Annotated in this window: 24 protein-coding genes; 14 read left to right on the top strand and 10 right to left on the bottom strand. The window is 62.8% G+C overall.

Features of this window, described 5'->3' with window-relative positions:
• Window positions 1–55: 55 nt before the first annotated feature.
• Together PCJ49_RS11610 and PCJ49_RS11605 are read left to right on the top strand one after the other, a co-directional pair.
• The gene (locus PCJ49_RS11610) at window positions 56–787 is read left to right on the top strand and encodes an RlmE family RNA methyltransferase (RefSeq protein ID WP_089286172.1); all 732 of its coding nucleotides are present in this window, start codon (window positions 56–58) and stop codon (window positions 785–787) included.
• Window positions 788–943: 156 nt separating this feature from the next.
• Window positions 944–2,029, top strand: coding sequence for an HD domain-containing phosphohydrolase (locus tag PCJ49_RS11605; protein ID WP_160105471.1), 1,086 nt, complete (start codon window positions 944–946; stop codon window positions 2,027–2,029).
• A 165-nt stretch (window positions 2,030–2,194) separates the two neighbouring features.
• On the opposite strand, the gene PCJ49_RS11600 is transcribed toward PCJ49_RS11605, so the two are convergent.
• The 3 genes from PCJ49_RS11600 to fliI all read right to left on the bottom strand — a co-directional run bounded on the left by PCJ49_RS11600 (window position 2,195) and on the right by fliI (window position 4,676).
• Window positions 2,195–2,797 (bottom strand): dual specificity protein phosphatase family protein, encoded by a 603-nt coding sequence (locus tag PCJ49_RS11600; protein ID WP_269911075.1) that lies wholly within the window; start codon window positions 2,795–2,797, stop codon window positions 2,195–2,197.
• Between the two features lie 119 nt (window positions 2,798–2,916).
• Window positions 2,917–3,354: a flagellar FliJ family protein gene (locus PCJ49_RS11595; RefSeq protein ID WP_269911074.1), complete on the bottom strand. Its 438-nt coding sequence runs from the start codon at window positions 3,352–3,354 to the stop codon at window positions 2,917–2,919.
• Window positions 3,351–4,676, bottom strand: coding sequence for a flagellar protein export ATPase FliI (gene fliI / locus PCJ49_RS11590; RefSeq protein WP_269911180.1), 1,326 nt, complete (start codon window positions 4,674–4,676; stop codon window positions 3,351–3,353). The genes PCJ49_RS11595 and fliI overlap by 4 nt, the downstream gene beginning before the upstream one ends.
• A gap of 240 nt (window positions 4,677–4,916) precedes the next feature.
• Here fliI and PCJ49_RS11585 point away from each other — a divergent pair, with 240 nt between their 5' ends.
• From PCJ49_RS11585 to PCJ49_RS11575, 3 genes are all read left to right on the top strand, one after another.
• On the top strand, window positions 4,917–5,630 hold the full coding sequence (locus PCJ49_RS11585; RefSeq protein ID WP_269911073.1) for a response regulator transcription factor CtrA: 714 nt from the start codon (window positions 4,917–4,919) through the stop codon (window positions 5,628–5,630).
• Window positions 5,627–6,694 carry an FAD-dependent oxidoreductase gene (locus PCJ49_RS11580; protein ID WP_269911072.1) on the top strand — a complete coding sequence of 356 codons (1,068 nt, stop codon included), beginning with the start codon at window positions 5,627–5,629 and terminating at the stop codon, window positions 6,692–6,694. The genes PCJ49_RS11585 and PCJ49_RS11580 overlap by 4 nt, the downstream gene beginning before the upstream one ends.
• A 79-nt stretch (window positions 6,695–6,773) precedes the next feature.
• Window positions 6,774–7,241: a DUF1203 domain-containing protein gene (locus PCJ49_RS11575; RefSeq protein WP_269911071.1), complete on the top strand. Its 468-nt coding sequence runs from the start codon at window positions 6,774–6,776 to the stop codon at window positions 7,239–7,241.
• A 6-nt stretch (window positions 7,242–7,247) separates the two neighbouring features.
• On the opposite strand, the gene amt is transcribed toward PCJ49_RS11575, so the two are convergent.
• Complete coding sequence (gene amt, locus PCJ49_RS11570; RefSeq protein ID WP_269911070.1) at window positions 7,248–9,383, bottom strand: ammonium transporter; 2,136 nt, start codon at window positions 9,381–9,383, stop codon at window positions 7,248–7,250.
• A 211-nt stretch (window positions 9,384–9,594) separates the two neighbouring features.
• Here amt and PCJ49_RS11565 point away from each other — a divergent pair, with 211 nt between their 5' ends.
• Window positions 9,595–10,014 (top strand): VOC family protein, encoded by a 420-nt coding sequence (locus PCJ49_RS11565; RefSeq protein WP_269911069.1) that lies wholly within the window; start codon window positions 9,595–9,597, stop codon window positions 10,012–10,014.
• A 37-nt stretch (window positions 10,015–10,051) separates the two neighbouring features.
• On the opposite strand, the gene panC is transcribed toward PCJ49_RS11565, so the two are convergent.
• The 6 genes from panC to PCJ49_RS11535 form a co-directional block, all read right to left on the bottom strand.
• Window positions 10,052–10,903, bottom strand: coding sequence for a pantoate--beta-alanine ligase (gene panC / locus PCJ49_RS11560; RefSeq protein ID WP_269911068.1), 852 nt, complete (start codon window positions 10,901–10,903; stop codon window positions 10,052–10,054).
• Between the two features lie 75 nt (window positions 10,904–10,978).
• Window positions 10,979–11,419: a nuclear transport factor 2 family protein gene (locus tag PCJ49_RS11555; RefSeq protein ID WP_269911067.1), complete on the bottom strand. Its 441-nt coding sequence runs from the start codon at window positions 11,417–11,419 to the stop codon at window positions 10,979–10,981.
• 56 nt (window positions 11,420–11,475) lie between these two features.
• Window positions 11,476–12,252 carry an SDR family NAD(P)-dependent oxidoreductase gene (locus PCJ49_RS11550; protein WP_269911066.1) on the bottom strand — a complete coding sequence of 259 codons (777 nt, stop codon included), beginning with the start codon at window positions 12,250–12,252 and terminating at the stop codon, window positions 11,476–11,478.
• Entirely contained in the window at window positions 12,249–13,808 is a 1,560-nt protein-coding gene (locus PCJ49_RS11545) for a cryptochrome/photolyase family protein (protein WP_269911065.1), read from the bottom strand. Before PCJ49_RS11545 ends, PCJ49_RS11550 begins: the two co-directional genes overlap by 4 nt.
• Window positions 13,805–14,545, bottom strand: a complete 741-nt coding sequence (locus tag PCJ49_RS11540; protein WP_269911064.1) for a DUF6134 family protein — start codon at window positions 14,543–14,545, stop codon at window positions 13,805–13,807. The genes PCJ49_RS11545 and PCJ49_RS11540 overlap by 4 nt, the downstream gene beginning before the upstream one ends.
• A 17-nt stretch (window positions 14,546–14,562) precedes the next feature.
• On the bottom strand, window positions 14,563–15,291 hold the full coding sequence (locus tag PCJ49_RS11535) for an SDR family oxidoreductase (protein WP_269911063.1): 729 nt from the start codon (window positions 15,289–15,291) through the stop codon (window positions 14,563–14,565).
• Between the two features lie 321 nt (window positions 15,292–15,612).
• Here PCJ49_RS11535 and PCJ49_RS11530 point away from each other — a divergent pair, with 321 nt between their 5' ends.
• The 8 genes from PCJ49_RS11530 (at window position 15,613) to PCJ49_RS11495 (ending at window position 25,354) form a co-directional block, all read left to right on the top strand.
• The gene (locus tag PCJ49_RS11530) at window positions 15,613–17,613 is read left to right on the top strand and encodes a TonB-dependent receptor (RefSeq protein ID WP_269911062.1); all 2,001 of its coding nucleotides are present in this window, start codon (window positions 15,613–15,615) and stop codon (window positions 17,611–17,613) included.
• Window positions 17,614–17,628: 15 nt separating this feature from the next.
• Window positions 17,629–18,090 carry a hypothetical protein gene (locus tag PCJ49_RS11525; RefSeq protein ID WP_269911061.1) on the top strand — a complete coding sequence of 154 codons (462 nt, stop codon included), beginning with the start codon at window positions 17,629–17,631 and terminating at the stop codon, window positions 18,088–18,090.
• A gap of 346 nt (window positions 18,091–18,436) precedes the next feature.
• The gene (locus tag PCJ49_RS11520; RefSeq protein WP_269911060.1) at window positions 18,437–20,449 is read left to right on the top strand and encodes a TonB-dependent receptor; all 2,013 of its coding nucleotides are present in this window, start codon (window positions 18,437–18,439) and stop codon (window positions 20,447–20,449) included.
• Window positions 20,450–20,464: 15 nt separating this feature from the next.
• The gene (locus PCJ49_RS11515; protein WP_269911059.1) at window positions 20,465–20,926 is read left to right on the top strand and encodes a hypothetical protein; all 462 of its coding nucleotides are present in this window, start codon (window positions 20,465–20,467) and stop codon (window positions 20,924–20,926) included.
• A 64-nt stretch (window positions 20,927–20,990) separates the two neighbouring features.
• On the top strand, window positions 20,991–22,685 hold the full coding sequence (locus tag PCJ49_RS11510; RefSeq protein ID WP_269911058.1) for a methyl-accepting chemotaxis protein: 1,695 nt from the start codon (window positions 20,991–20,993) through the stop codon (window positions 22,683–22,685).
• Between the two features lie 149 nt (window positions 22,686–22,834).
• Window positions 22,835–23,344 carry a Fur family transcriptional regulator gene (locus PCJ49_RS11505; protein ID WP_269911057.1) on the top strand — a complete coding sequence of 170 codons (510 nt, stop codon included), beginning with the start codon at window positions 22,835–22,837 and terminating at the stop codon, window positions 23,342–23,344.
• 92 nt (window positions 23,345–23,436) lie between these two features.
• Window positions 23,437–24,663, top strand: coding sequence for a GTP-binding protein (locus PCJ49_RS11500; protein ID WP_269911056.1), 1,227 nt, complete (start codon window positions 23,437–23,439; stop codon window positions 24,661–24,663).
• A gap of 226 nt (window positions 24,664–24,889) precedes the next feature.
• A complete protein-coding gene (locus PCJ49_RS11495) occupies window positions 24,890–25,354 on the top strand; it encodes a cache domain-containing protein (protein WP_269911055.1) in 465 nt (154 codons plus the stop codon).
• The last annotated feature ends 123 nt before the right edge of the window (window positions 25,355–25,477 follow it).

The raw sequence follows: 25,477 nt of genomic DNA, 5'->3' as shown, positions 1-25,477 counted from the left end.
CCGGCCGATATGGAACGCTTGTTTTTCGACCGTCCGTTCCCAGGTGTGCGCTGTCATGACCAAGTCCTCCGGCAATATCCCCACCGGCCGTAATCAGGCCGTGCGCGTGAAGACGGCCAAGCGGCGCAGCGTCTCCTCTGCCCGCTGGCTGGAACGGCAGTTGAACGACCCCTATGTGGTAGAGGCCAAGAAGCGCGGCTTCCGCAGCCGCGCCGCCTTCAAGCTGTTGCAGCTGGATGAGAAGTTCGGCCTGCTGAAGCGCGGCCAGCGCATTGTCGATCTGGGCGCCGCCCCCGGCGGTTGGACCCAGGTGGCGGTGGAAAAATCCAAGTCCGACAAGGGCGGCAGCGGCCAGGTGGTGGGGCTTGACCTGTTGGAAATGGAGGCTGTGCCCGGCGCCACCACCTTCCAGATGGATTTCACCAGCCATGAGGCGCCGCTGCGCCTGAAGGCGCTGTTGCAGGGGCCGGCCGATGTGGTGATGTCGGACATGGCCGCCAACACCACCGGCCACACCCAGACCGACCATCTGCGCATCATGGGGCTGGCCGAAATGGCCTATCAGTTCGCCACAGAGGTGCTGGCACCGGGCGGGCATTTCGTCTGCAAACTGTTCCAGGGCGGGGCGGAGCGGGAATTGCTGGCGCAGATGAAAAAGGATTTCACCACCGTCCGCCACGCCAAGCCGGCCGCCAGCCGGCAGGACAGCAGCGAGACCTATATTGTCGCCATGGGCTTCCGGGGTGGCGAAGCCGCGGCAGAGGAAGACGAGGCGGGCAGGGTCTGACCCCGCTGTACTCTTAAGGATAGATTTACCCTGATTCGGCAGCCGAAAGGTTGCGGAGCCCGCAGGGGATGCTACGTTTACTGCATCCAACCATCACGCGGAGAGAGCGTTCCTGCGGTGGCAGGCGCGCTTGGCACCGCCAGCGGATTCCTGCCGATGCCGATGCACCTGAGTGGCGTCAGCCAACCCCAGCTTTCCAGCGACCAGATGATCCAGGCACGTGTCGTCATTGTCGATGACATGCAGCTGTCGGTCGATCTGCTCACCGCCATCCTGCGCAAGGCGGGGCTGACACAAATCCGCGCCAGCACCGATCCGCTGGAAGGGCTGGCCATGTGTTGCAGCAACCCGCCCGATCTGGTGCTGCTGGATTATTGTATGCCGGGCCTGGACGGGCCCGGCTTCATCGAAAAAATGCGCGACCATTTGGGGCAAGAAACACCCCCCGTGCTGATCATCACGGCAGAAAATAACGAGGCCTTCCGCCGCCGCGCGCTGGAGACGGGCGCCATCGACTTTCTGCCCAAGCCCTATACCAGCTGGGAACTGCTGGTGCGGGCGCGCAACCTACTGATCATGCATCTGCTTTACCGCAGCCAGCGCGATCAGGCCCGCGCCCTGGAAACCATGGTGCAGGAACGCACGGCGGAGCTGGAGCGGACGCGGGCGGAAATCATCCACCGCCTGTGCAGCGCCGGGGAGTTCCGGGACGAGGATACCGGCCATCATGTCGCCCGTATCGGGCGGATGGCCGGCGCGCTGGCCCGGCTGGCCGACCTGCCGGCCCGGCAGGTGGAAATGATCGCCGCCGCCGCCCCGTTGCATGATATCGGCAAGCTGGGCATCCCGGACCGGGTGCTGCTGAAGCCGGGCCGGCTGGACAGTGATGAATGGGGGGTGATGCGCAGCCATTGCCGCATCGGTGCCCAGATTCTTCACGGCAGCGGCATGGAGCTGCTGGACCTCGCCTCTGAAATCGCCCTGACCCATCATGAAAAATGGGATGGCAGCGGCTATCCCCAGGGGCTGGCGGGGGAGGATATCCCCATTGCCGGCCGGATCGTCGCCATCTGCGATGTGTTCGACGCCCTGCTCTCCCGCCGCCCCTATAAGGAGCCCTGGACGCTGGAAAGGGCGCTGGACTTTGTCGAACGGTCGGCCGGCAGCCATCTGGACCCGGCCCTGGCCCATCTGTTCGTCTCCCAGGCCGCCGAAATGCTGGCCGTCCGGGAGGACGGGTAATACCAATCCGCCGAGGGTTTGACCCTTGGCGGATTGGAGGCCAGCGACCGCTGGCCCGCGCCACGTGGCGCGCAAGCCAAGGGCGCGGATGCGCCCGCCCGGCGCCTGAGGGAACAAAAAATCTCCCTGGATCGGTCACGATCAAGGGAGATTGGTATAAGTTTTTCAGGAATCGGGAAAGCCCAGCGCCGGCTCCATCCGTTCGAAGGTCGCATCCATGGCGTAGGGGCCCAGCATCGGCAGGCCGACATGGCCGTACAGCACGGAAAGCTGCCCCTCCGCCGCTTCCTCCCCCTGACCGGCCACGGCCGCCAGATAGAGGGCAGAGGCCAGCCCCGTCCGGTCGGCGCCGGCCTGACAATGGATCAGCACCGGTTTGGGCACCGCCCGCAGCAGGGCGATCAATTGCGCGGCACGGGCATCATCCAGCGGGCGTTTCGCCGACATGGCGAAATCCACATGCTGGATGCCCAGAAGTTGCGCTGTCGCCCGTTCCGCATCATACCAGTCCCGGCCGGGATTGGGCCCCCGCAGGTTGACGATGCTGCGAATGCCATAGGCAGCGGCATAAGCGGTGATCTGCGCCGGGGAGGGTTGGGCAGAACGGTAAAGTTCCTGGGGGATGACGGTATGAAAATTGCCTGTCACCTGCAGCCCGCCCAGATAGACCCCCAGGCCCAACAGCGACGCCACGCCCAGCAGGCCCAGCCGTGCCGGCCAGCCCCGCCGCTGCCAGAGCACCCGATGGCAAGCCTGTGCCCAGCGCATGATGCCGACTCCGCCCCTGATGGGAACCGAGGCCACAATGGCCCTGCCCATAAAGATGACGTCACCCTTGCCCCCACACCAGACCTATCCAAAAGGATAGGGTGGATGAAAAATGACCGTCAGGTCTGATCCTCCGGCCCGTCCCCCTGCTGGCGGGAAAAACGGATGGAGGCCACCTCGTCAAACATCTGGGTTTCGCGGTAACGCCGGGCCTGCTTGGCCGCCAGATCGCGCTGTTCCTGCACCTGCTCGAACTTTTTCAGTTCGCGGAAGGCGTCGGCCACCATTTCTTCCGCCTTGGCGATTTCCTGGCGCATCATCGCCTGCGCGTGCTGGAATTGCTCCCGCCGCTGCTTGGCATGGGTCAGAAAGGCGGGCAGCGCGCGGGCCAGGTTCAGGTCGGTGGCGGCCACCGCCCTTTCCTGTTCCACCTGCGCCTCAAAGGCGGCGATATCGGCCAGCAGCCGTTCTTCTGCCCGCTGCAATTCGCCCAGATGGCGGCGGCGTTCATCGACGGAGCGCTGGTTCAGCCGGATGATCGGCTTCAGATCCTTCATCCGGCACCGCCCAGGATGGCTTCAAGCTCGGCATAGCCCTGGTCCAGCGTGCTGCGATCCCCCTTGCTCTGGCGCAGGAAGGCTTCCAGGGCGGGATTGAAATGGATCGCCTCATCCACCTGCGGGTCGCTGCCCTTGCGATAGGCGCCCAGGCGGATCATCTCCTCCATGTCGGAATAGACCGACATCAACCGGCGGGCCCGGCCGACCAGGGCATTCTGTTCGGGCGTATTGCAGCCCGGCATGGTGCGGCTGACCGACCGCAGGATATTGATGGCCGGATAGCGCCCGCGCTCACCAATGCGGCGTTCCATGACGATATGGCCATCCAGAATACCGCGCACGGCGTCGGCAATGGGCTCTTCCATGTCGCCACCTTCCACCAGCACAGTGAACAGGCCGCTGATCGTGCCGTCGCCTGTGCCGGGGCCGGCCCGTTCCAGCAGGCGGGGCAGTTCGGCAAACACAGTGGGTGGATAGCCCTTGGTCGTCGGCGGTTCCCCCGCCGACAGGCCGATTTCGCGCTGGGCCATGGCGAAACGGGTGACGCTGTCCATCAGGCACAGCACATCCTGGCCCAGGTCGCGGAAATATTCCGACACGGCGAAGGTCATATAGGCGGCCTGCCGACGCATCAGCGGCGGCTCGTCACTGGTGGCGACGATGACGACGGAGCGGGCCAGACCCTCCTCCCCCAGATCATGTTCCAGGAATTCCTGCACCTCGCGCCCGCGTTCGCCGATCAGGCCGATGACGCTGATATTGGCCTCGGTATATTTGGCCAGCATCGACATCAGCACCGACTTGCCGACACCGGAGCCGGCGAAGATGCCCATACGCTGGCCGCGGCAGCAGGACAGGAAGGTGTTGATTGCCTTCACGCCCAGATCCATCTTGCCGCCGACACGGCGGCGCGCATGGGCAGGCGGCGGGCTGGCCTTGATCATCACCGGTACATCGCCCTGCGGCAGCGGCCCCTTGCCATCAATCGGCTGGCCCAGCGCATTGATCACCCGGCCCAGCCAGGCCGGCGTGGGGTAGATCGCCGCCTGCCCCTCCGCCACCTCTGCCCTGCAACCCAGGCCAATATCATCCAGCGTGCCATAGGGCATCAGCAGGGCGCGGCCATTGCGGAACCCCACCACCTCGCACGGCACAGGCCGCCCGCCCCGGCTGAACACGCGGCAGCGCCCGCCGATGGACAGCCGCCGTTCCACGCCCCCCACCTCCACCATCATGCCCAGCACGGAGGTGACGCGCCCGAACATGCGGTAGGGCGGCAGGGCATTGATCTCCTGCAGCATCTGGTCGGCATCGATCATCACGGGACGAATACCCTTTCATGCGGGGGAAGCAGGCAGAGGATACACCACATACTAATGCACCAGCATGGTTAAGGTCAGATTGCCGCCCGGCACGTAGCATATGCGCCGAAGCTCTGTTAACCTAACTCTTGTCGGTTGAAAGGCCCTGGTGGCGCCGCAGGCTGGTTGCATAAAATAGTTCTCAGCACAACCGGTCACAGAAGGGGTAACCCTGAACCCATCGCCGAGGGAAGAAACATGCGAGTCCTGCTGGTTGAAGATGATCCCGCGATGCAGAAAAGCGTCAAGCTGATGCTGGCAGCGGATGGCGGCTATATTGTCGATGCCACCAGTCTGGGTGAAGACGGGTTGGAAATCGGCAAGCTGTATGATTACGACATCATCATCCTGGACCTGATGCTGCCCGATATTGATGGGTATGAGGTGTTGCGCCGTCTGCGCGCCGCCCGGGTGACCACCCCCATCCTGATCCTGTCCGGCCTGTCGGACCTGGATAACAAGATCAAGGGTCTGGGCTTCGGCGCCGATGATTACATCACCAAGCCGTTCGACAAGCGGGAGCTGATCGCCCGCGTTCAGGCCATCATTCGCCGCAGCAAGGGCCATTCGGAAAGCGTCATCCGCACCGGCCGGCTGGCCGTGAACCTGGATGCCAAGACGGTGGCCGTGGATGGCCAGCCCCTGCATCTGACGGGGAAGGAATATGGCATCCTGGAGCTGCTGTCGCTGCGCAAGGGCACGACACTGACCAAGGAAATGTTCCTCAACCATCTCTATGGCGGGATGGATGAGCCGGAATTGAAGATCATCGACGTGTTTGTCTGCAAGCTGCGCAAGAAGCTGGTGACGGCCACCGATGGCGACAATTACATCGAAACGGTCTGGGGCCGCGGCTATGTGCTGCGCGACCCGCCAGAGGTTGAGGCAACGGCGGTGAAGGCTGTGGGTTGAGCCGTATCCTGCTGCTGGGCGGCGGGCACGCCCGGCCGCCCTTGCTGCACCGTCTGGCCCGGCTGAAACGGGCAGGCCATGATCTGGGCTTGGTTGCCCCCGCCTCGCAATTCTGGGCGGAAGCCATTCCCCCCATCCTGGCCGGTCGGGTTGACCCGGCGGCGGCAAGCCTGGATGCCGCCGCGATGGCCACGCGGCACGGCCTCTATTTCTTCGATGATGATATAACGCGCATCGATCCGGCGGCGGGGCAGGTGCATCGCCGCCAGGGGGAGCCGCTGGGTTTCGACCTGCTCTCCATCGCGCCGACGGCGCTGACCCGGCCCTTACCCGGTACCGGGGATCACCCCCGCTGTTTCAGCACCCGCCCCCTGCCCCGGCTGCTGGCCCTGCACAAGGCGCTGGTGGAACGGTTCCGCCAGCATCCAGGCCGGGCGGTGGCCCTGACCATTGCCGGTGGCGGCATCACGGCCTGTGGGCTGGCGCTTGCCATGATCGCGCTGGCCGCACGGGAGGGCGGGCATATCGCCATCACCATCCTGACCCGTGGCCGCCTGCTGACCCGCCTGCCGGAACCGGCCGGCGTGCGGTTGATTGAGGCACTGGCCGCGCATGGCACCATCCTGCAGGAAATGGCCCCCGTGCTGAGGGTGGAAGGGAATGAGGCGGTGCTGGAGGGGGGCGACCGCATCGCCTTTGACCTGTTCTTGAACGCCACCGGTGCCGCCGGCCCCGGCTGGCTGCGCGACAGCGGCTTAGCCGTGGATGCGGACGGCTTGCTGCGCACCGATGCGCATTTAAGCGTGCCAGGCTTTGGGCGGATTGTGGCGGCGGGAGAGGCGGTAAGGCCCACCGACGGGCAGCATCCCGGCTGGTCGGCACTGGCCGCCAATATCACCGCCCTGGCCGGCAGCCGCCCGCCCCACCCCGCCCCACAACAGCCCCCGCCCTGCCTGATCGATGTTGGCGACGGCACCGCGCTTGCCGCCTGGGGGCGTTGGTGGACACTGGGGGGCCCGGCATTGTGGGCACTGCGCTGGCTGGAGGGCCGCTGGCTGCTTTGACAGCAAGAAGCGGAGCGCGGACGAGCCGGCCAGTCGGCATCATGGGGCCATCCTGTACAACCGTGATGGAGATTTCCCCATGACCTACCGTGTCAGCGGCCTGTCATCTGATCTGTTCACCCCGCTTTTCAGCCTGGATGACGCGACATTGGCCGCACAGGGCATCCGCCGCGTGGTGACCCCCAGCGAGGGGCTGATCCCCTGCCGGATCACCCTGGCCGATGCGCCGGCAGGAACGACGGTGCTGCTTTTGTCATTCCGCCATCAACCTGCCAATAGCCCCTATCGGGCGGAAGGTCCGATCTTCGTGACGCAGGGGCCGGCCCCCACCCGCGTGGTGGATGATGAGCTGCCGCCGATGATGGCGAAGCGTCTGTTATCTGTTCGCGCTTACAATCGCGATGATCTGATCGTGGACGCCGATGTGGTGGATGGGCAACAGGCCGATGGCCTGCTGCGAGACTATCTGGCCCGGTCGGATATCGCCTACCTACATGTGCATTTCGCAAAGCATGGCTGTTACGCCGGCCGGGTGGACCGGGTGTAACCCAATTTACCCCGCCACCCGCCGCCCCTCTGCCACTGGCAGGTCCAGCGTGCGGGCGATGGGGAAGCGGATGGCGATGCTGGTGCCCTGGCAGCGTGCCGTCTGGATGACCAGGGTTCCGTCATGCAGCCGCACCAGGGCATTCACCAGCGACAGGCCCAGGCCGGAGCCGCCATGCCCCTTGGCCAGCCCGCCTTCCAACTGGGTGAAGGGTTCCAGCGCCTTGGGCACCGATTGCGGGTCCATGCCGATCCCTGTATCGGAAACGTTGATGCAAAGCCGGCGGTCGGGTTCCAGCATGGCACCAATCCTGACCCGCCCGCCGGCGGGGGTGAATTTCACCGCATTGCCGACCAGATTGATCAAAATCTGCCGCACCGCCCGTTCATCGGCCAGCATGGAGGGCAGCCCCTCCGGCACCTCCAGCCGCAGATCAAGGCTGCTGCTTTCGGCGAGCGGCAGCATCAGCCGGTGGACGCCATGCAGCACGCGGCGCAAATCCAGCGGCTGTTCATTCAGTTGGAATTTCCCCGCCTCCAGCCGGGAGAAATCCAGCACATCATTGACCAGCGCCAGCAGATGCTTGCCGCCATCATTGATATCGCGCGCATGTTCGACATAACGCCCGTCAATCGGCCCATAGGCCTGATCGGCGATCAGGTGGGAAAAGCCGATGACGGCATTCAGCGGCGTGCGCAGCTCATGACTCATGGTGGCCAGGAACTGGGATTTGGCCAGGTTGGAATTCTCTGCCTCCACCTTGGCGCGGCCCAGCTCATCCAGCAGCAGTTCGTGGCGCTGAATCTCCGACGTCACCCGGTCGATCACCCGGTTATATTGCGCGGCGATCAGTTCCACATCCGATTGCGGCTCCACATGCACGGGCCGGTCGAACTTGCCTTCCAGCCGGTGGCGCTCCATCTCGGCGGCCAGATCCATCATGGGCGAGGTGGCGCCATGTTCGGCGATGTTCAGGCCCAGCCGTTCCGATTCGGCATCGATGCGCAGCGGGAAAACCATGTCGATCAGCCGCAGCAGCCCATAGCTGCTGCCAAAGGCAAAGCCACCACAGGCCAGCACACCGGTGGCCTGGGCCTGCAATTGCTGCCAGCGGTCCAGCCCGGTGCCGAACAGGCTGACATCACCGAACAGGGCCACGCACAGGGTGCCCCAGACGCCGGCGAACAGATGCACCGGCACGGCCCCCACCGCATCATCGATGCGGAAATGGTCCAGCACCTTCTGCCCGATCAGCACCATCACCCCGCCGGTCGCCCCCACCAGCGCCGCCGACGCCGTGCCCAGCACCAGGGCGCCGGCCGTGACGGCCACCAGCCCGCCCAGGATACCATTCAGGAAATGTTCCACCGTGGCGCGGCGCAGCATGGCCAGGGCGATGAAATGCCCGGCCAGCCCACCGGCACAGCCGGCCACCATGGTATTCAGCATCACGCCGGGTGCCTTGGACACCTCCCCCAGCACACTGCCGCCATTGAAGCCCAGCCAGCCGAACCACAGCACCAGCACCCCGGCGGCGGCCATGGTCAGGCTGTTGCCGCCCATGCCCCGCACGCCGGGATCAAACCGCCCGGCGCGCGGGCCGATCACCAGCACCGCCGCCAGCGCCGCCCAGCCGCCCACCGAATGCACCACGGTGGAGCCGGCAAAATCAATGAAGCCCAGCGCCGACAGCCAGCCCTGACTATCCGGCCCGACCATGCCGCCCCAGGCCCAATGGCCAAAGATCGGATAGATCACGGCCGACAGCAGGGCAGAGACAAGGATATAGGAGCCATAACCCATGCGTTCGGCCACCGCCCCCGACACGATGGTGGTGGCGGTGCCGCAGAACATCATCTGAAACAGCAGAAAGACCAGCATATCCGGCCGGCCGGTATGTTCCGGCATCAGCGGCCCCAGCCCGATCAACCCGCCCAGGCTGGGCCCGAACATCAGGGCATAGCCGAACAGCCAGAACAAGAAGCCGGAAATACAGAAATCCATCACATTCTTGATGGCGACATTGATGCTGTTCTTGGCCCGGACAAACCCGACCTCCAGCAGGCAGAACCCAAGCTGCATCATGAAGACCAGCCCGGCCGCCACCAAAATCCATACCTGTGCAATCGGGTCGCTGGTCATGCCCGTTTCCCGCCGGATATGTCCGGCCTTAACTTATTTAGTTACCCGTTTTGGTTGGGGACCATGCCAGCATGAAAAATATTGCAATGCAATGGGGCAATGATCAGCCGACGCTGTACGTTCAGACGGTATCTGCCATGCCGGGGCTGGGCAGCGGGCGGGGCAGCGCCTATCTTTGCCGGCATCACTCCCCCGCAACGGACTGGAAACCATGAAATATCTTCACACCATGGTCCGCGTGACCGATCTGGAACAGTCGCTGGATTTCTATTGCAACAAGCTGGGGCTGAAGGAAACCCGGCGGATGGAAAACCAGGCCGGGCGCTTCACCCTGGTCTATCTGGGCGCGGATGAGAACCCGCAGGCCGAGATTGAGCTGACCTATAACTGGGATCCGGAAGTCTATACCGGCGGGCGCAATTTCGGCCATCTGGCCTTTCAGGTGGACGATATCTACGCCACCTGTCAGGCGCTGCTGGACAAGGGCGTCACCATCAACCGCCCGCCGCGCGACGGCTACATGGCCTTCATCCGCTCGCCAGACAATATCTCGATCGAGCTGCTGCAGAAGGGTGGGGCCCTGCCCAAGCAGGAACCCTGGGCCAGCATGGCGAACACAGGCGTGTGGTAAGTAAGGATAGGGGTGCCAGAACGGCACCCCACCCCGATCAGGCGACCGGCATATTATCCAGCAGCCGCACCCCGCCAATCCGGACGGTGCAGATGATGCGGGCAGGCGCGCTGCCCAGCGTGGCCAGCGGTTCCAGCGTGGCGGCATCCACCATTGCCAGATAATCCACCGCCGCAAACCCCGCCGCCAGCAGCGCCGCCTCGGCCTGCTGACAGGCGGCTTCCACCGTATCCGGGCGGGTCCGCACGGCGGCGATGGTCTGGCGCAGAACCTGGTTCAACTGCCCCGCCACCTGCCGCTGTTCAGCCGACAGATAGGCGTTGCGGGAGGAAAGCGCCAAACCATCCGCTTCCCGCACCGTGGGCACGCCTTCGATCACCACCGGCAAATCCAGATCGCGCACCAACTGGCGGATCACCGCCAGTTGCTGGAAATCCTTTTCCCCGAAACAGGCGACATCAGCCTGGGCCTGGGACAGCAGCTTGGTGACCACCGTGGCCACGCCCTGGAAATGGCCGGGGCGGAAGGCCCCTTCCCAGCGGGTGGCGATGGGGCCGACATCGATGCTGGTGGCAAAGCCGGTGGGATACATCACCTCCACCGTCGGCGCGAACAGCAGGTCACAGCCGGCACTGGCCAGCTTGGCGGCGTCGCCCGCCTCGTCCCGTGGATAGCGGGCGAAATCCTCATTCGGGCCGAACTGGGTGGGGTTGACGAAGACGCTGGCCACCACCCGGTCGGCCAGTTCCCGCCCCCGGCGCACCAGCGTCAGGTGCCCATCATGCAGGGCCCCCATGGTGGGCACCAGGGCCACGCGCAGCCCCTCACGGTGCCATTGCGCCACCTGGGCGCGCAGGTCGGCAACGGTACGGACGATGGCGATGCTCATGGCTGTTTCCCCCCGCGGCTGGGCCGGTATTTCCTGCGCCAGCGGGTTACGGCAGGAACCCGCTTCCCGCAAGCCCTAATCGGCCATGCGGGCCTTGATCTGGCGCAGCACCCAGCCCAGCACGGGCAGCCGCTCATAGAATTGTTCGGCGGCATCCCAATGGTCGATATGGGAGGTCACCTGCCCCGCCATGTCGAACTTCACCTCCGACATGCCCTCAATCGTCGTCGGCCGGGGGGTGCTGGGGGTGCGGAAGCTGAAACCCCAGCGCAGATAGGTCATCTGCTGGGAAATCGCATGATCGCGGATGATGAAACGCGGCTGTTCCAGCTTGTGGAACATGCTGGTGAAAACCTGCTTCATCCGGTCGCGGGAGCGGAAATCATTGAACGGGTCTTTGAAATGCACGTCCGGCACGGCCAGCCGGTCCAGCCGCGACACGGTTTCCGGGCGCAGTTCCTGATAGAAACGCAAATAGGCGTTAAGCGCCTGATCCACCGGAACCCTGCCATTCATGGCTGTTGCAACCCATCCCACCCTTGTTCAGGCCCAACGCCCGTTTGATGGTGATCTTACCGCAAGGTGCGCCGGGCCAACAGGAAATACAGCGCATCAGGCAGCCGGCGCAACAGCAGCAGGCCCCAGGTGAAGCGCCGGGGAAAGGTGATCTGGAACCCATCGCCCTTCAGCGCCGCCACCAGCCGGGCCGCCGCCTTTTCCACCGGCATCAGGAAAGGCATGGGGAAATCATTCTTGTCGGTCAGCGGGGTTTTGATGAAGCCGGGGCAAACCAGTTGGGTTTTCAGCCCATAACGCTCCACATCCATCTTCAGGCTTTCCGCCATATTGATCAGCGCCGCCTTGGTGGCGCCATAGGAGAGCGAACGCGGCAAGCCGCGATAGCCCGCCACGGAGGAGACAATGACGATATGCCCCCTGCCCCGCCCGATCATGCCGGGCAGCAGGGCATCCAGGCCATTGACCGTGCCCATCAGGTTAATATCGACGGTGCGGGCGAAATCCCCGGCATCCAGCCCCCTGGCCCCGTCGGGCTTGTAGGTGCCGGCATTCAGGATGGCCAGCGCCATCGGCCCATGGGTGGCCAAGGCCCCGGCCACCGCCGCCCGCACGCTCTGCAGGTCGGTCACATCCAGCGGCAGCGGAATGATCCGCCCTGGCCCGCGGCTGCGTGCCGCGACATCCTGCAAGGCATCCACCCGCCGCGCCGACGCCAGCACCGTCCACCCCTCCGCCGCCAGCGCCAGCGCCACATATTCCCCGATCCCGCTGGAAGCACCGGTGACCCAGGCGAAACCATCGGCGGGCGTGGGGGTAAAGGGATTCGTCATGCCGGTTCCTTTGTGTAAACAGGGGTCAAGGCTCCGATAAATCGCGCCGCATCCCGCTGCACCGCCGCGCGCTTCGCCTCGCTCATCCGGTCCAGGCCCTTATACATCATCGCCATCCGGGGGTTGCCGCGCAACGCCCCCTCATTCTCCGCGATGAAATTCCAATAGAGATAGTTGAAAGGGCAGGCGTCCGGCCCTTCCGTCAGTTTCACATCGTACCGGCAGCGGCGGCAATAATCTGACATGCGGTCGATATATTTGCCGCTGGCCGCATAGGGCTTGCTGGCCAGATAGCCGCCATCGGCGAACATCACCATGCCATGCACATTGGGCAGTTCCACCCATTCATAAGCATCGAGGTAAACCGCCAAATACCAAGCCTCAATCTCAGCCGGTTCCACCCCCAGCAGCAGGGCGAAATTGCCCGTCACCATCAGGCGCTGGATATGGTGGGCATAGGCCGTGCGCCGTGTCTGGTCGATCACCTGGGCCAGACAGTTCAAATCCGTCTCCCCCGTCCAGTAGAAACCCGGCAAGGGCCGGTGGGCGGAGAGCGCGTTGCCGTTGGCATATTCCGGCATGTTCAGCCAGTAAATGCCGCGCACATATTCCCGCCAGCCCAAGATCTGGCGGATGAAGCCTTCCACCGCGTTCAAGGGCGCCTTGCCCTGGCGATAGGCTGCCTCTGCCGCCGCAACGGCGGCGCGCGGGTCCAGCAGGCCGGCATTCAGGTAAGGCGACAGGATGGAATGGAACAACGTATCCTGCCCCATCGCCATGGCATCCTGATAGTCGCCGAAATCCGCCAGACCATGGCGGATGAAATGGTCGAGCGCGCGGGCGGCATCCGCCGCCGTGACCGCATAGGCAAACCCTTCCAGGCTGCCGAAATGCTGGCCGAAGCGGCGGGCGACCAGGGCCAGCACCTCTGCCGTGATGGCATCCGGCTCCACCTGGAACGGCGGGGGCGGTACCAGCCCCTTGGGCAGGCGCTTGCGGTTTTCCGCATCAAAATTCCACTGGCCGCCTTCCGGCTCCCCCTCCTGGGTCAGCAGCACGCCATGGTCGCGCCGCATCTCCCGGTAAAAGAACTCCATCCGCATCTGGCGGCGGCCCTTGGCATGGGTGCGGAACCGGGAAATGGAGCAGAAGAACCGGTCATCCTCCCGCACCTCCACCGGGATGGGCAGGGTGCGCTGCCATTCCCGCATCTGTTTCCAGACCCGCCATTCACCGGGAAAGGTCAGTTCCACGCGCGCCGGCTGGTGCCGGTCGATGGCGCGGCGCAACTCCCCATCCAGGCTGCCGGTGTTGCCCGCATCCTCCAGCGCCGCATAATCCACCGCCACGCCAGTGGCGCGCAATTCTTCGGCGAAATGGCGCATGGCGCTGAACAGGAAGGCGATTTTCTGCGGGTGATGGGGCACATAGGTCGCCTCCCCCATCACCTCCGCCAGCAGCACCACATCGCAGGTCCGGTCCACGCCGCGCAGGCTGGGCAGGTTGTGGGAAAGCTGGTCGCCCAGCACCAGCCGCAAGGTGCCGCCAGCGCTCAAGACCGGCCCCCGGTGCTGCTGGCCTCATCGGTGACCATGGGGACGGGGCTGGCACCACCGGGGCCGTCCAGCACATAATGGATGTTCTGGCCCTTGGCTTCGAATGCCAGCCCGACCCAAGCCCCGGTATCATCATACCAGAGGTCGATCTTGTCGGTGCTGCCGGGCTTGTTGGTCTGGATATTGATGCGGTGGTGGCGGGCGGATGGGGGGCTGCCGCCAGGGGGCGGCTCGGGCCCCAAATCCTGCATCGCCACATCCATGATCAGGCCGCGCTGGGTATCCAGCAATTGCGTGGCGCCGGTGATGGCACTGTTCCAGTAACTGGTGGGGATGATGGCGGCGGGGGCGATCACGCGGCCATGGGCGCTGCTGTCAATCTCCAGCCCCGCCTCTGTGGCGCGGCCGGTCACCGCATAGCGGTCGCCATCATCATTGGTTTGCGTATCGATGGCGATCAGCCGGCCGTCGCGCCAGACCTCCCGGTTATGGTGCTGATAGCGATAGGCATTGATGAAGGCCAGCTTCACCTCCAGCAAGATCTGCTTTTCCATGATCAGATCGTCGCCCTGCCGGGAAAAGCGCAGCCGATGATAGCCCATGGGAATGTCGCCCTGACGGAAAACGCTGAAGGCAAGGCTGTCGCTGGGCGGAAGGGTGAAGGCAAAGGCCCCCCGCCCGGCCAGCCCGGCACAGGCCATGCCCAGCAGCAGCGATCGGCGATGGATCATCGGCATGTCACGCCCTCCGTATCTCAACCCTTGGTGCGCAAGGCACCCCGCCCGCCATCAACACCCAGCACCTGCCCGGTGATCCATCCCGCCGCATCGGACAACAGAAAGGCAGCAGCGGCGGCCTGGTCCGCCGCCTCCCCCAGCCGGGGGATCGGGTGCATGGCGGCAATTCCCTGCGCCAGTTGTTCCGACGCCAGCAGGGGGGCCGCCAAGGGGGTTCGGGTCAGTGAGGGCGCAATGACATTCACCCGCACATGCGGGGCCCATTCCGCCGCCAGCGACCGGCCAAGGGCCGCCACCGCCCCCTTGGCCGTGGCAATGGCGGTATGGTTGGGAAAGCCCTGCTCCACCGCCACGGTGGAGAACAGCACCACCGATCCCTTGGCCGCCTTCAACCCCTTTTCCGCCGCGCGCAGGGCGGTGACAGCCCCCAGCAGGTTCAGGTGAAAGGCGGCCAGGAAATCATCATTCTTCAACGCCTTCAATGGCTTGATGGTGATGGAGCCGACGCAATAGGCCAAGCCGGCAAGACCATCACCCTGATCTGCGGATGCCACGGCAGCGGCCAGCGCCGCTTCCTCCCGCACATCGGCGATAGCATGGCTGGCGCCCAGGGTGGCGGCCAGATCGGCGGTGCGCGCCGTATCCCGGCCAATCAGGTGCAAGGGGCGGCCTTGGTCGGCCAGTTGCCGCGCCAGGGCTGCCCCCACCCCGCCGGTGGCGCCGATGATAATGATGGGTGCCGACATACCGTCCCCGCTGCGTTAATCAAACCGAACCGACCCACAGGCACCTAGAACGCGGGTGCAGTTTGTCCAGCCTTTATCCAGTCGATAAAGGATAGGGGTCGCCGATAAACAGATGGAAAATAACCCGACCAATATTTTATTATTTCAAGAATATCCAAAAGAATACATTTCTAAACATTTCTTAAAAGAAAATTCTCTATCCTTCTGCATAACTATAATTAAAAACCCGACCTGCCATAGTTCTACCACCAAGAATAACCCGCCCGCGCTCAAAAATATTGAGCGCCGGGCCGGCCAGTGGATGTGGGGAACTTCATGAAAATGGCAACGATCACGCCATCCAGGCTGATTCTGGCGGCAGCAACCAGCATGGCCCTGGCACAGGGTGCCATGGCGCAGTCGATGGATTATGGCTCCTTGCAGGATCTGTTCGGGGAACCGGTGACCACGTCGGCCACCGGCAAGCCGCAGCGTGCCAGCGAAGTACCGGCGGCCATGAGTATTATAACGGCTGACGAGATCACCAAGTCCGGTGCGCGCAGCCTGCCCGATGTGTTGAACCGGGTGGTCGGCATCGACGTGCAGCAATGGAGCAGCACGTCGACCGACGTCGGCGTACGTGGCTATAACCAGGGCGGCAATCCCAAGCTGCTGGTGCTGTTGAATGGCCGACAGGTCTATCAGGATTATTATGGCTTTACCTTATGGTCCTCCATCCCCGTGCAACTGTCGGAAATCCGCCAGATTGAGGTGGTGAAGGGCCCACAATCGGCCCTGTTCGGCTTCAACGCCGTCTCCGGCGTCATCAATATCGTCACCTATAATCCGCTTTATGATAATGCCGGTGCTGCCGATATTACGTTCGGGACCCAGAACTTCAGGGAAATCAACGCCTTCAAGACGCTGAAATTTGGCAATTGGGGCGGCGTTCGGGTGGCAGCCGGCGGATGGACCGTCGATCCCTTTGGTAGCAGCCGAACCCCGCTGCTGAACCGCTTCTACGACAAGGACGGCCAGAGACGCACCGCCTCCCTGGACAGCTTGTTCCAGGTCAATCCCGATACACAGGTCGGGTTTGAAACCACCTGGGGGCATCATAGCGAATTCTCTATCAACCCTGCCGGAGGAGCGTCAAAGACCTCCTACAAGATCTATTCACTCAAAGGCAATATCAAGGCCAATACAGGGATTGGCCTGCTGGAAGGGAGCGTCTACCGCTCAAACCTTAAGACAAGACCCCACACCGTGACCTCTTCATCCAATATAGAAAGCGATACAACAATTGCACAGGTGCAGGATCTGGTAAAACTGACGGATACTCTGACCAGCCGCATCGCCGGGGAATTCCGCGAAAACTCGATCGAGAGCTGGCCGGTTAGGGGCATCACGACCGGTTACAAGAACTATGCCCTGGCAACCATGTTCGATTGGCAGGCATCAGCGAATATCAGCCTGACCGCCGCCGCGCGCTGGGATCACACCACCCTTCTGCACAAAGGTGCACACCCTTATCCCTTCACGGAGGCGGATTATGACCGCAGCTTTGACAGTTTCTCCTATAATGGAGGGATTGTCTGGCGGGTGACGCCGCAGGACAGCCTGCTGATCAGCACCGGACGGGGTGTGGGTGCTCCCAATTTGATTGAATTGTCGAACAGGTCGGTACCCAAGCCGGCAGCGGGTCAGTTTATCATTTCCGGTAATCCCAACGTCGACCCCAGCATCACCACCAGTTACGAGATCGGCTGGCGCCACACGATTGACGGTATCAACGGGTTTGGCCGCCTTGCAGTCTCCCACCAGGAGACCAAGGATCTGCGCTTCATTAATATAGGCAGCGTCAAGCTGATTAATGGCTACCCCACCTTCCTGCTGGGTGACAATCTGGGTTCCAGCAAGGCCTGGAACCTGGAAGCGGAGCTGCAGGGACGGATGGACATGTTCCGCTGGAACCTGTCCTGGATGTGGATGGACACCAATGACGATATCAAGATCGCCGCTGTCCTGATCAGCCAGAATTATGAGAAGTCCAACGCCCGTAACACGCTGAAGGCCAATCTGGGCTGGGATTCCGGGCCGTGGAATACCGAGCTGTCCCTGCGCTGGCAAAGCAAGACCTATCGTTACTTCAATGATGGCTCAGGCACCAAACTCTTCGAGATCAAACCCGGTCTGATGGCCCAGGCCAGCGTGGGCTATCAGGTCACGCCCGATCTGCGCCTCTCCCTGTCCGGTGCCGACCTGTTGCGGAGCGAGACGCAGCTGAGCCCAGCCCCCAAGGCAGAACGCCGCGTCTGGGCTACCGCTTCCTACAAGCTCTGACTAAGGAAAAAGCCAATGAACACGCAGAAGATCATGGCGTTCCTCGCGGTCGGGCTGCTGGCGGCATGGCCGGCCAGCGGGGCTGAGATGGATGCCAAGCAAGTGACCATCGCCGCCAAGGCGCTGGGCTTCGTCACGCCCAAGGCCTCGGCCGGTGCCAAGGTGGTGGTGACCGCCGGGGCCGCCCCGGTGGCCGCCGTGCAGTCGGCCCTTTCAGCGGCCAGCGTGGCGGCCGGTGATGCCGGCGGTGCCGCCGGTGCCTTCGCCGTTTTCGTGGCCTCGGCCGATGAAGCCAAGAAGGCCAATGGCAAGGGTACCGTCACCGTTGGCAATGATGTCGCCTGTGTGGATGCCGGCGCATGCGTCATCGCCGTGGAAACGACGCCCAAGGTGACGATCTATGTCAGCAAGGCTGCCGCCAGTGCTGCTGGTGTCGATTTCGACCCCAATTTCAAAATGATGATCACGGAAAAGTGATCAAGGGGAGGCGCGCGGGCGGTGCCAACCGCCAGTGCGCAGCCCCCAACAGTCTGCTCCCCTGCAACCTCCGGCCACCTGGCGGGCAGGGGGACGGAAAGCGGGTTGATAAAAGAAACAGGCCATAAACGCCCCGCTACCGGTAAAAAATCCATGCCTATGCAAGAAAATACCTAAATATTACCTAAGTATTAAGATCGAAAATTGGAAAAATTGGTTTCCATCTGAAACCTTATATCCATCAGCATACGTAGTAATACCCACCAGTTTTCTTTATTTTTCGCCAAAGCCTTAAGGAAAATCAGCGCACCGATAGCTGCTATAAGGTGCATCAATGGGGAGCCGCATGAAATACAAGTCAAAACCCTTCAACCTCGCCCGTTCGGCGCTTCTGGCAGCGGCCAGCATCACCCTGGCGCAGGCCGCCATGGCGCAATCGATGGATTATGGCTCCTTGCAGGATCTGTTCGGGGAGCCGGTGACCACCTCGGCCACCGGCAAGCCGCAGCGCGCCAGCGAAGTGCCGGCGGCCATGACCATCGTCACCGCCGAGGAGATCACCAAATCCGGCGCGCGCAGCCTGCCCGACGTGTTGAACCGGGTGGTCGGCATCGACGTGCTGCGATGGGGCAGCACGGCGACCGACGTGGGCGTGCGCGGCTATGACCAGGGGCGCAATCCCAAGCTGCTGGTGCTGGTGAATGGCCGTCAGGTCTACCAGGATTTCTATGGCATCACCTTTTGGTCTTCCATCCCTGTGCAGCTCTCGGAAATCCGGCAGATTGAGGTGGTGAAGGGTCCACAATCAGCCCTGTTCGGCTTCAACGCCGTCTCCGGCGTGATCAATATCGTCACCTATAATCCGCTTTATGATAATGCCGGTGCCGCCGATATCAGCTTTGGCACGCAGAATTTCCGCGAGATCAACGCCTTCAAGACGCTGAAGTTTGGCAATTGGGGCGGTGTCCGCGTTTCAGCCGGTGGCTGGAGCGCTGATCCCTTCGATAGCAGCCGGACGCCACTGACAAAACGCTTCTACGATAAGGACGGCCAGAGACGCACCGCGTCCCTGGACAGCCTTTTCCAAGTCAATCCCGATATGCAGGTTGGGTTTGAAACCGCCTGGACGCGGCAAAGCGAATTTTCTGTCGGCCCCAACGGGGGTATTGAAATGGCTAGTTATAAAACCTACTCGTTCAAAGGCAATGTCAAAGCCAATACGGGGATCGGTCTGCTGGAAGGGAGCATCTACCGCTCCAATCTTGAATCAAATGGGTCATACACGACCAATTCGGTCGCGATTGAAAGCGCCACAACGATTGCCCAGGTCCAGGACCTGATAAAACTGACAGATAGTCTCACCAGCCGCATCGCCGGGGAATTCCGCGAAAACACGATCGAAAGCTGGCCGGTTAAGGGCATCACGACCGGTTACCGGAATTATGCTCTGGCAACCATGTTCGACTGGCAGGCATCAGCGGATATCAGCCTGACCGCCGCCGTACGCTGGGATCACACGGCCCTTCTGCATGAAGGTGCACGCCCCTATCCCTTCACGGAGGCCGATTACGACCGCAGCTTTGACAGTTTCTCCTATAATGGCGGCCTTGTCTGGCGGGTAACGCCGAATGACAGCCTGCTGATCAGCACCGGCCGGGGGGTGGGTGCCCCCAATCTGATCGAATTGTCCAACACGTCGGTATCCAAGCCATCACCTGGTCAGTTCATCATTGCCGGCAATCCCAATGTCGATCCCAGCATCACCACCAGCTACGAGGTCGGCTGGCGCCATGCCATTGATGGTATCAACGGGTTCGGCCGGCTGTCCATCTCCCACCAGGAGACCAAGGATCTGCGGTTCATCAATGTTGCCGGCGCGAAGCTGATCAACGGCTACCCCACATTCCTGCTGGGGGACAATCTGGGTTCCACCAAGTCCTGGAACCTGGAAGCGGAGCTGCAGGGGCGGGTGGAAGCGTTCCGTTGGAACCTGTCCTGGATGTGGATGGACACCAACGACGATATCAAGATCGCCAATTTCCTGATCGGCCAGAATTATGAGAAGTCCAACGCCCGTAACACGCTGAAGGCCAATCTGGGCTGGGATGCCGGGCCATGGACCACCGACCTGTCCCTGCGCTGGCAGAGCAAGACAGCGCGTTATTTTGAAACGGCGGCGGGCACCAAACTCTTCGAGATCAAACCCGGCCTGATGGCCCAGGCCAGCGTTGGTTATCAGGTCACGCCGGACCTGCGCCTCTCCCTGTCCGGTGCCGACCTGTTGCGCAGCGAGACGCAGCTGACCCAAGCGCCCAAGGCGGAACGCCGCGTCTGGGCCACCGCTTCCTACAAGCTCTGACCAAGGAAAAGGCCAATGAACACGCAGAAGATCATGGCGGTCCTGACGGTCGGGCTGCTGGCGGCATGGCCGGCCAGCGGGGCTGAGATGGATGCCAAGCAAGTGACCATCGCCGCCAAGGCGCTGGGCTTCGTCACGCCCAAGGCCTCGGCCGGTGCCAAGGTGGTGGTGACCGCCGGGGCCGCCCCGGTGGCCGCCGTGCAGTCGGCCCTTTCAGCGGCCAGCGTGGCGGCCGGTGATGCCGGCGGTGCCGCCGGTGCCTTCGCCGTTTTCGTGGCCTCGGCCGATGAAGCCAAGAAGGCCAATGGCAAGGGTACCGTCACCGTTGGCAATGATGTCGCCTGTGTGGATGCCGGCGCCTGCGTCATCGCCGTGGAGACCACGCCCAAGGTGACAATCTATGTCAGCAAGGCTGCCGCCAGTGCCGCGGGTGTCGATTTCGACCCCAACTTCAAAATGATGATCACTGAAAAGTGACCCCAAGGGCGGGTGCCGGCCCCTGTCGGCGCCCGTCCCATAATCGGGAAAGGAATGACGCGCCATGCGTTTCGATGACATTCCAATGGCTTTCAAGCTGTTCGCCGCGCCTGTGCTGGGTCTGCTGGCGCTGGTGGCCATGGCCATCACCTCCCATCGCACGATGGGGGAGTTCATTGATACCAGCCAGGAAGTCACCGAGGTGCGCTTTCAGACGGCTGCCGAATTGCTGGGCGCCTCCAGCGAGTTGAACGGGGCGGTGCAGGAAATTTACTACGCCCTGGCCGCCGCCATGGCAGGCGGTGACGCCAAGAAATCCGCCACCATGCTGGATGGCGTTACCGCCCGCATGGACAAGGCAAAGGCCGCCATCACCAAGGTGCAGCAGGGCCTGCCGGATGGGCCGGTCAAGACTGAACTGGCCGCCGTGGCCCAGGATATTGACAAGTTCGGGCAACCGATCCAGTTCGTGAAGGAAATGCTGGCGATTGATGCGCAATCCGCTATCTCCTTCCTGGACCCGCTGCGCAGCAATTTGGGTACCGTGCTGGACCGGCTAGGCAAATTGTCGGTCAGCCAGCGTGATGCCGCCAACAGCGCCATGAAGCAAATGACGGCCAGTGCGGAAGGCACCCAGCGCAATTCCGCCATCACGGTGGGTCTGGTGGTTCTGCTGGTGGCCGCCATCTCCTTTTTCATCGTCCGCGCGCTGCGCGGTTCCATCGAACGCATCTCGTCGGCGACGGCGACGCTGGCGGGCGGCAATACCACTGCCAATCTGGAGTCGCTGGCCCGTAAGGATGAGCTGGGTGCCATCGTCAAGGCGTTGAGTGTCTTCCGCGCCAGCCTGATCGACCGCGACCGGCTGGCGATGGAACAGGCGGAATCGGAAAAACGGGCGGAGGCCGAGAAGCGCGCCGCCTCGCAGCGCATCGCCGATGGGCTGGAAAACAGCGTGCATTCGCTGGTGGAAAAGCTGAACACGGCCGCCCGGCACCTGGAATCCAATGCCCGCGACCTGTCGCGTCAGGCCCAGCTGGGCCAGCAGCGCACCAGCGTGGTGGACCGGGCCGTGGGCGACGCCAATGGCAATGTGCAGGCCGTCGCCAGTGCCGCGGAAGAACTGTCCGCATCGTTCCAGGAAATCAGCACGCAGGTGAACCACGCCGCCAGCATGGCCAGCAATGCCCGCCAGCGGGTGGATGAAAGCACCCGCCAGATGGAACAATTGCAGGGTCAGGGCGACAAGATCGGTTCCATCGTGCGGTTGATCTCCGACATTGCCAGCCAGACCAACCTGCTGGCGCTGAACGCCACCATCGAGGCGGCGCGCGCCGGGGAAGCCGGCAAGGGCTTCACCGTGGTGGCGTCGGAGGTGAAGAGCCTGGCCAACCAGACCGCCAAAGCGACGGAGGAAATCAGCAGCCAGATCAATGGAATGCAGTCCGCCACCCGCGCCGCCGTGCAGGCCATCACCGCCATCCAGCAGCTGGTGAGCGACATTACGGAAGTCTCCGCCGCCATCGCCGCCGCGGTGGAGGAACAGGATGCGGCGACCCGCGAAATCGCCCGCAATGTCCAGCTCGCTTCCCAGGGGACGGCCGTGGTGGCGGAAAATGTCGGTGGCCTGCAGGAAATCGCTAACACCACCCACCGGTCCAGCGACGAGGTGCTGACCTCTTCCCAGACGCTGGGTCAGGAAACCACGGCACTGAGCGAAAGCGTCTCCCGCGCCATTGCCTCGCTGCGGGCGGCTTGATTTCCAATCCTTCTGTCATCGAAATGCACCTATGCCGCCGGCCCCCCAGCCGGCGGCTTTTTTCATGGCTGCCCGGCCCCGGCTTGGCGAATGGCATCGGCTGGACTACCTTGCCCGCCAGGGATTATCGGCACAGGGGCCTTCCGGCCATGGACCATCACCACCATCACCACCCGGCAGGCCATGACCATGACCATGACGGGCATCGCCATGATCATGGTCTCTGCGTCAAGGATGCGCTGGCGCGGGCGGAGGAGGTCTGTGCCAGCCGGGGCGCCCGGCTGACCGCCCAGCGCGCCCGCGTGCTGGAACTGGTCTGGTCCAGCCACAAGCCGCGCGGGGCCTATGCCATCCTGGAAGACCTGTCGCAGGACGGCAAGCGGGTGGCCCCGCTGACCGTCTATCGCGCGCTGGATTTCCTGCTGGAACAGGGGCTGATCCACCGCATCGAAAGCCAGAATGCCTTTGTCGGCTGTGCCGATCCCGGCACCCTGCATAGCGGCCAGTTCCTGGTCTGCCAGAAATGCGGGGAGGCTACGGAACTGGTGGACCCGCGCATCGCCCAGGCCATCAATGAAACGGCCGAGGCCCAGGGCTTCCAGGTCACCCGCCAGACGGTGGAAGTGACGGGGATCTGCCCTGCCTGCCGAACCGGTTGACGAAGCGGCCCCGGCCGCTCAAATGCAACCCCATGACCCTTGCCCGGCTTGCCGCCGGGAATATTCGCTGACTGAAGACGGGAAACACGCCCTTGTCCACCCAACCCACGCCCCCCGCCCCGCCCGTGCGCCTGCCGATTTCGGTGCTGACCGGCTTTCTCGGTTCCGGCAAGACGACCCTGCTGTCGCGCCTGATCCGCGATCCGGGCATGGCCCGTATCGCCGTCATCATCAATGAATTTGGTGAAGTGGGGCTGGACCATCTGCTGGTCAGCAAGGCGGATGAAAATACGGTACTGATGGATAGCGGCTGCCTGTGCTGCACCATCCGTTCCGACCTGTCGGACACGCTGCGCGACCTGTATCTGCGCCGCAGCCGGGGCGAGGTGCCGGAATTCGACCGGGTGGTGATTGAAACCACCGGTCTGGCTGACCCGGCCCCCATCCTGCACACGCTGATGACCGATCCGCTGATCGCCTCCCGCTTCCGCCTGGATGGTGTGGTGACCACCATCGACAGCGTGCATGGTATGGGCCAGCTGGATAATCACGCGGAAAGCCTGAAGCAGGCCGCCGTGGCCGACCGCGTGGTGCTGACCAAGACCGACATTGCCGAGAAGGCCAATGTGGAGGCACTGCGCCGCCGCCTGCATGACCTGAACCCCGGTGCGGTGCATGTGGACGCCCAGACGGATGACGCGCTGCCCGTGCTGCTGTTCGATGCCGGCCTGTACAACCCGGCCACCAAGTCGCTGGACGTGCAGCGCTGGCTGAAGGCTGAAGCCTATGAAGGCGGCGGGCACGACCACCATCATGACCATGATCACGGCCATTGCGATCATGACCATGGCCATTGCCACCACGACCATGATCACGGGCACGAGCACCACGATCACGGACACCACAGCCATGATCATGACCACGCGCATTGCGACCATGACCATGGCCATTGCGAGCATGGGCATGATCATGGGCACGACCATCATCACCATGATGTGAACCGTCACAATGACAAGATCACCAGCTTCGTCATCAAGGCGGACCAGCCGCTGCCCTGGGACAATCTGGTGAATTTCTTCGAAACGGTGGCCAAGGCGCAGGGCGACAATATCCTGCGCGTCAAGGGTCTGCTGAATGTGGAAGAGGCCGACCGCCCCATTGTCATCCATGGCGTGCAGCACCTGTTCCACCCGCCGGTGCAGCTGGATGCCTGGCCGACGGATGATCACAGCACCCGCATCGTCTTCATCGTCAAGGATCTGACCCGCCCGGTGGTGCAGACCCTGTTTGATGCCTGTATGCAGAAGGCCAGTAACTGATCGCCCGCAATATAGTTTTTCTGAAAAGGCGCCGGGAAATATTCCTGGCGCCTTTTTATTGGTAAATAAAAAATGAATACAGCAGTTTTCAGTGAATTTTCCAGACCGTTTTTATCATATAAAACCAGTGCAAAAGAATAGGTATTCCAACGGACCGAACAGCATCTGCTGACCACCGGGTAGTCTTTGGGAGATGGACAACCATAAATCCCGAGGAGACACCCCCATGCGCCGTTCCCTTCTCACCATCCTGACCGCCAGCGCCCTGCTGTGGGGCGGCCCGTCCGCCCTGGCGGCGGACGGCAATGCCACCCGTGATGAGGCTGTGGCGATGGTGCAGCGCGCCGCCAAACATCTGGCCAGCGCCGGGAATGAGAAGGCCTTCGCCGATTTCTCCACCAAGGGCGGCCCCTTCAGCGATCGCGACCTGTATGTCGTGGTTTATGACCTGACCGGCAAATGTCTGGCCCATGGAGCCAATGAGAAGCTGATCGGTAAGGATCTGATCGACGCCGAAGATATCGACGGCAAGCTCTATATCAAAGAGCGGGTGGAGATGGCCAAGACCAATAAAAGCTTCTGGCAGGATTATAAATTCACCAACCCCACGAGCAAGAAGGTCGAGCCGAAGGAAATGTACTGCCAGGTAGAAAGCAATCTGGCGGTCTGTGCCGGCATCTACAAAAAATAACCTTTCCAGGCGGGGTCTTCATCACGAAAACCCCGCCCTTCCACCTGCCTTTTGGGTGGTGACTGGGTCTGTTGTGTGAGGTGTGCCATGTCTATTGCCCGGAAAATCGCTTTTTACTTTCTG

This window comes from Niveispirillum sp. BGYR6 (genome assembly GCF_027568365.1).
GTDB lineage: Bacteria > Pseudomonadota > Alphaproteobacteria > Azospirillales > Azospirillaceae > Niveispirillum.
The sequence above is the reverse complement of the archived record's forward strand: the minus strand, read 5'-3'. Positions and strand labels throughout refer to the sequence as shown.

Bases quoted from the DNA above. Each gene is read 5' to 3' on its own strand.
- fliI (WP_269911180.1), bottom strand. From the start codon at position 4,676: ATGATCGATGCCGACCAGATGCTGCAGGAGATCAATGCCCTGCCGCCC.
- PCJ49_RS11510 (WP_269911058.1), top strand. From the start codon at position 20,991: ATGCGTTTCGATGACATTCCAATGGCTTTCAAGCTGTTCGCCGCGCCT.
- PCJ49_RS11555 (WP_269911067.1), bottom strand. From the start codon at position 11,419: ATGAATGGCAGGGTTCCGGTGGATCAGGCGCTTAACGCCTATTTGCGT.
- PCJ49_RS11565 (WP_269911069.1), top strand. From the start codon at position 9,595: ATGAAATATCTTCACACCATGGTCCGCGTGACCGATCTGGAACAGTCG.
- PCJ49_RS11520 (WP_269911060.1), top strand. From the start codon at position 18,437: ATGAAATACAAGTCAAAACCCTTCAACCTCGCCCGTTCGGCGCTTCTG.
- PCJ49_RS11495 (WP_269911055.1), top strand. From the start codon at position 24,890: ATGCGCCGTTCCCTTCTCACCATCCTGACCGCCAGCGCCCTGCTGTGG.
- PCJ49_RS11525 (WP_269911061.1), top strand. From the start codon at position 17,629: ATGAACACGCAGAAGATCATGGCGTTCCTCGCGGTCGGGCTGCTGGCG.
- PCJ49_RS11505 (WP_269911057.1), top strand. From the start codon at position 22,835: ATGGACCATCACCACCATCACCACCCGGCAGGCCATGACCATGACCAT.
- amt (WP_269911070.1), bottom strand. From the start codon at position 9,383: ATGACCAGCGACCCGATTGCACAGGTATGGATTTTGGTGGCGGCCGGG.
- PCJ49_RS11585 (WP_269911073.1), top strand. From the start codon at position 4,917: ATGCGAGTCCTGCTGGTTGAAGATGATCCCGCGATGCAGAAAAGCGTC.
- PCJ49_RS11575 (WP_269911071.1), top strand. From the start codon at position 6,774: ATGACCTACCGTGTCAGCGGCCTGTCATCTGATCTGTTCACCCCGCTT.
- PCJ49_RS11610 (WP_089286172.1), top strand. From the start codon at position 56: ATGACCAAGTCCTCCGGCAATATCCCCACCGGCCGTAATCAGGCCGTG.
- PCJ49_RS11515 (WP_269911059.1), top strand. From the start codon at position 20,465: ATGAACACGCAGAAGATCATGGCGGTCCTGACGGTCGGGCTGCTGGCG.
- PCJ49_RS11600 (WP_269911075.1), bottom strand. From the start codon at position 2,797: ATGCGCTGGGCACAGGCTTGCCATCGGGTGCTCTGGCAGCGGCGGGGC.
- panC (WP_269911068.1), bottom strand. From the start codon at position 10,903: ATGAGCATCGCCATCGTCCGTACCGTTGCCGACCTGCGCGCCCAGGTG.
- PCJ49_RS11540 (WP_269911064.1), bottom strand. From the start codon at position 14,545: ATGCCGATGATCCATCGCCGATCGCTGCTGCTGGGCATGGCCTGTGCC.
- PCJ49_RS11530 (WP_269911062.1), top strand. From the start codon at position 15,613: ATGGCAACGATCACGCCATCCAGGCTGATTCTGGCGGCAGCAACCAGC.
- PCJ49_RS11595 (WP_269911074.1), bottom strand. From the start codon at position 3,354: ATGAAGGATCTGAAGCCGATCATCCGGCTGAACCAGCGCTCCGTCGAT.
- PCJ49_RS11535 (WP_269911063.1), bottom strand. From the start codon at position 15,291: ATGTCGGCACCCATCATTATCATCGGCGCCACCGGCGGGGTGGGGGCA.
- PCJ49_RS11605 (WP_160105471.1), top strand. From the start codon at position 944: ATGCCGATGCACCTGAGTGGCGTCAGCCAACCCCAGCTTTCCAGCGAC.
- PCJ49_RS11550 (WP_269911066.1), bottom strand. From the start codon at position 12,252: ATGACGAATCCCTTTACCCCCACGCCCGCCGATGGTTTCGCCTGGGTC.